This window comes from Endozoicomonas sp. (assembly GCF_051008435.1).
GTDB lineage: Bacteria > Pseudomonadota > Gammaproteobacteria > Pseudomonadales > Endozoicomonadaceae > Endozoicomonas_A.
Genome location: NZ_JBPCXO010000115.1, coordinates 1 through 4877 on the forward strand (window position 1 = coordinate 1; position 4877 = coordinate 4877).

A 4877-nucleotide genomic window follows, 5' to 3' on the forward strand; every position below is an offset into this window, starting at 1 on the left:
TGGCGCTCCTATAGAAGTCATCAAACAGTACGTTCAGCAGCAGAGAACACCGCATTAGTCGGCTATCGCCGACGAGCTTACATCCCCGCACTCAAAGTACGGGGTTTTACGCTCAACCGATAAATATAAGGTCAGGGACTTGTTCAGATGGCTGTGGAACAGTATCCGTTCCAAGCGCTCAAACGTTCAGACAGCCTGACACTAAAAAGCCTCCAGCTTACTTCAACTGGAGGCTTTTTTTATTGCTGCTGAAGTAGATTAAGCACTGGCTTTTGCTGTCTTGGGCCTGCCTGAGGACTTTTTATGTTTTCGGTCTGAAGAATCTGACTTTCTAACAATGGGCCAGAACAGTTCTTCCGACCAATGGAAGGAGCGAGCTTTTGGCAGCCCAAAGCGCTTCTGCCTGCGATTAGGGATTTTGGCTGTTCCATACAAGGTATCAAAGATAAAAAGAGTGACTGCGTAATTGCCATTCAGATGAGAGCCCGGACCCCAGGCATGATGTGCATGATGGGTATCTGGTAGAGTGATTACTTTCTCGAGCACACGCCAGAAAGGCTCACTCCAGGGCATTTTTTCTCGCAGCCAGAGATCCCAGCGAAACGCAGTGTGGGTCGCTGCATTCACAAAAAAAGTCACCATAACAGCCAGTACATAGGGCATCCCCAAACCCAGATAGATAGCAAAGGGACCCACCCAAACCTGGGGCAGCATCATGGTCCAAAAGATGTTGTACCGGTAGAGAACCCCCATATTCAGATTTTCAGCGGTGTGATGTGTCCGGTGAATTTTCCAGAGCCACTCTTTTTCGTGAGTGAGCCTGTGAAGCCAGTAGTGTGCAAACTCCTGAGAAACAAAGATGACTGAGAAAGCCAGCCAGAAGTTTATACCACTCAAGCCTCCAGCATGATCCGGAAATAATTGTACCGCCCAGTAACCTGCCAGTCCTGCAGCTATTGGCCCTGCCAATAATCCGTGTGAAAGTATGCCCGCCAGTGTAAAGCCCCCATCCCGCCATGGTCGGCCAGCTCCCTTGAGCTTGCCTGACAGTACTTCCAGGGTGAACCCCAGTCCAAAGATCAGAACCACGACAGCCAGCATGATTTGCTGTTCACTCATAACATCCTCACTTCTTTTTTTTATAATGAGTTAGACGTTACTGATGGGCTTTACTGCTGGCCTCAACAGTGCAGAGAAAACTTTTCTGAGTTTGCTTGGCAAACTCTCCCAAGGAGGCTGTCGCAAAAGGGCTGCGCTTGCCGATACGGCGTTAAAAAATGGCTCAAAATGCTCATTTACTCTATGTAAACTCCGCTTTTTTGCCATTTTTTGCCTTGTCTCGCCTGCGCTCGCTACCTTTTGAGACAGCCTCCAAGGATCGGGCAAAGTTTTTCTCAAAAGATCAATGATTGATTGAGTTTTTATTTGGGTATTTGTAAGGCGGAATTTATGTCAACGACCCGAAATAAGTCAAACGACTTAACAATGTTTACAAAATCCCTTCAAAGTGTTGAACGTTTAAAAATACAGACGATTTTGAGGATTCTGGATGCAAGCTCTGCGATCAGTGACCCGACGACTCTGCACAGTCGTTATAGGAGTGAGCCTTGAAACATTCTGAAAGCCCGATACGAAAAAGCCTCCAGTCTCACTTTAGCTGGAGGCTTTCTATTGTCGTAGAAGCAGATTAAGCAGCAGCTTCCGCCGTTTCAGATTTTCCTCTGAAGGCCTGAACAGCTGGCACCAGAAGAACAGCCACTGCAATGGATATAATCACCAGTGTGATGGGACGCTCCCACAGGAAGCTCAGGGAACCATCACTGATCATCAATGAACGACGAAGGTTATCTTCCATCATCCCACCAAGAATAAACCCGAGAATCATTGGCGCCATTGGGAAGCTCAGCAACTTCAATACCAAGGCAATAACAGCGAACAGTACCATCATCTGAATATCAAAAGTGTTAAAGCTGATCAGGTAAACACCCGTCAGAGAGAAGAACAATACCAGCGGCGTCAGAATCTGACGGGGCATGTTCAGAAGTTTGGCAATGTAAGGAATCAGTGGCAGATTCAGAATCAACAGCACCAGATTACCCAGATACATGGAGATAATCACCGACCAAAAGACTTCAGGCTGCTCAACAAAAAGCCGGGGGCCAGGCTGAACGCCGTAAGAAATCAATGCACCCAGCAAAATAGCGGTAGTACCTGAGCCTGGAATCCCCAGAGTCAACAAAGGTACGAAAGAGCCTGTGCAAGCAGCGTTGTTAGCCGTTTCCGGACCCGCCAGCCCTTTCAAACTGCCTTTACCAAAACCCAGCTTCTCTTTCGCAGAAGCCAGATTACGCTCCATTCCATAGGCGAGGAATGAAGCAATGGTGGCACCGGCACCGGGCAGTACGCCGGTAAAGAAGCCCAATATAGAAGAACGGGCAATGGTGGGTGCAACCTCTTTCACTTCCTGCTTGCTGAGTTTCAGGCTACCCATCTGACTCAGCTGATCGCCACTGGGACCGCCTTTATCAGGCCTGAACACAGACATCAAAGCCTCTGCCAGGGCAAAGGTCGCCATGGCCAGCAGCAAGAAGTCGATACCATCAATCAGATCCATTTTGCCGAAGGTGAAACGTTGGATACCACTGGACTGATCGGTACCGATCGTGGACAACATCAAACCCAGAATGGCCATCATGACAGCCTTCAGAACATTGCCTTTCCCGGCAAAAGCAGCCACTGCTGTCAGCCCCAGAACCATCAGGGCAAAATAATCAGGACTCTGGAAACTGAGGGAAACCTGCGCCAGCATGGGGGCAGCTACCAGCAGGAAAATGGCAGCAATAGTACCGCCACTGAAAGAAGAATAAGCGGCCAGGGCCAGTGCCTTACCTGCCTGACCTTTTCTGGCCAGTGGATAGCCATCAAAAGAAGTGGCTACCGTTCCCGCCACACCAGGAGCATTAATCAATATAGACGACGTTGAACCACCAAAGATAGCACCGTAATAAACACCTGCCAGCAGGATCATGCCGGAGGCAGGATCGAAGCCGTAAGTTACAGGGATCATCAGGGCTATGGCAGACATAGGCCCCAAGCCAGGCAACATGCCAATAAAAGTACCGGCAAAACAGCCAATAATGACATAGAAAAGATTGTTCCAGGCCATCGCCGTAGCCAGACCGGCGGTAATTCCTTCAAACATGGTTTATCTCCTTAGACAAACAGCTCACCGGGGGCCAGATAAATACCCAGAACCTTTGAGAGAAGGAACCAGAGCCCAATGGCCACCGGCAGGGAAGCCAGCAGCAGTACTTGTATACGACGTTCACCTAACAACCAGTAGCCACCTAACAGGAACAAGGTGGTGGAAACCAGAAAGCCCAATGGTTTTAGAGCCACACCAAACAAGCTCATCAATACCAGCAGGGCCAGGGTGACTTTCCAACCAGGTCCCGAGAAGCTTTCTATTGGAGACTGGGCCTCATTGTCAGGAAGAATCAGCATTAATAGAGCCACTATGGAACCAATGGCGCTGAGAAAAATCGGCAGAGTTCTGGAGGTAAAGGGTTCATCCATACTCCAGGGCTGAAGAGGAATCTGATAGGCGTTATAGCCGTATACCAGGGCCAAAATCAGAAACAGCAGTGCCCCTACCCTGGTGGCAGTCATCGTATTTTTCATGGGGAATATCTGGATTTTGAATAGTGTTTATTTTGATAACCACTTATCACAAGTGATGAAGTGATTTTCTACGCTCATGACTGTTTGATTGTGCCCGTTTCAACCGGGCACAATCGATGGGTACTTACAGGAAGCCCATTTTCTTCATCAGTGCGCCCAGCTCTTGCTCCTGGTTCTCCAGGTAAGCCATGAACTCATTGCCCGACTTGTAGATTTCTACCCAACCGTTAGCGTCACGTACTTTCTGCCATTCTTCGGTTTCATACATTTTCTGGATCAGGTCGCCGTAAGCAGTCACTTTGGCACTATCCAGTCCTGGTGGGCCAAATACGCCTCTCCAGTTCACGAATGATGCATCAACAGCCTGTTCTTTGAAGGTGGGAATATGAGAAGCAGAAGGCAGACGCTCATCAGCGGTTACACCGATAATACGAATTTTACCGGAGCGCTCCATTTCCAGCGCTTCGCCCAGACCTGTAGCCAGAAGCTGGGTTTCGCCAGAAAGCAGACCGGCCATGGCTTTACCGCCAGCGTCGTAAGGTATATAGCGAACCTTACGAGGATTTTCGCCTGCGGCCTGGAAGATCATGGCGGCAATCAGATGGTCCATACTTCCTGCAACAGAGCCACCAGCTACTTTAAGTTTTCGGGAGTTTGCCTGGAAGATTTTCAGGGCATCGCCAAAGGTTTTGATCTCAGAGTCAGAGCGAACAGCCAGAACACCATAGTCACCAATAACTGCAGCAACCGGGGTCAGATCACGAAAAGACTGAGGAAACACTTTTTGCAGTGAGCGAATGACGATTGGTGTAGAGTTCACCATTAAGGTGCCCTCCTGTCGCTTGGCGGTTTCAATCAGATAAGCAATTGCACGACCACCGCCGCCACCGGACATGTTTTCATAACTGACTTTTTCAATGATACCGGAGCGATTCATCGCTTCGCCGATACCACGAGCGGTTGAATCCCAGCCACCACCAGCACCACCGGGTACCAGAAAATGAGTCTCGTTAATAATTTCTGCCTGACTGACACCTGAAACTCGATTCTGCAGTTTTTCTCACTTGAAAATCAGGTTGCATCCAATAATTCAAATTTCCCAGCATGAGATTTGAGTGATTCCGTAGGCTCCCGTTTACCAAGATCTCGCCCCGCCATATGCCTACTGGAATCTCGTACGGGAAGAACATCTTTCA

4 protein-coding genes are annotated in these 4877 nt (G+C 48.9%); all 4 read right to left on the bottom strand.

Translation table 11 applies throughout. The annotated features are described in order from the left end of the window. Nucleotides 1–258: 258 nt before the first annotated feature. On the bottom strand, nucleotides 259–1119 hold the full coding sequence (locus ACR2PX_RS05305; protein WP_433998325.1) for a sterol desaturase family protein: 861 nt from the start codon (nucleotides 1117–1119) through the stop codon (nucleotides 259–261). A 568-nt stretch (nucleotides 1120–1687) separates the two neighbouring features. Then, nucleotides 1688–3202 carry a tripartite tricarboxylate transporter permease gene (locus ACR2PX_RS05310; RefSeq protein ID WP_433998326.1) on the bottom strand — a complete coding sequence of 505 codons (1515 nt, stop codon included), beginning with the start codon at nucleotides 3200–3202 and terminating at the stop codon, nucleotides 1688–1690. Between the two features lie 11 nt (nucleotides 3203–3213). Beyond that, entirely contained in the window at nucleotides 3214–3681 is a 468-nt protein-coding gene (locus ACR2PX_RS05315; protein WP_433998327.1) for a tripartite tricarboxylate transporter TctB family protein, read from the bottom strand. 124 nt (nucleotides 3682–3805) lie between these two features. Next, complete coding sequence (locus ACR2PX_RS05320) at nucleotides 3806–4618, bottom strand: tripartite tricarboxylate transporter substrate binding protein (protein WP_433998328.1); 813 nt, start codon at nucleotides 4616–4618, stop codon at nucleotides 3806–3808. Nucleotides 4619–4877: the final 259 nt, after the last annotated feature.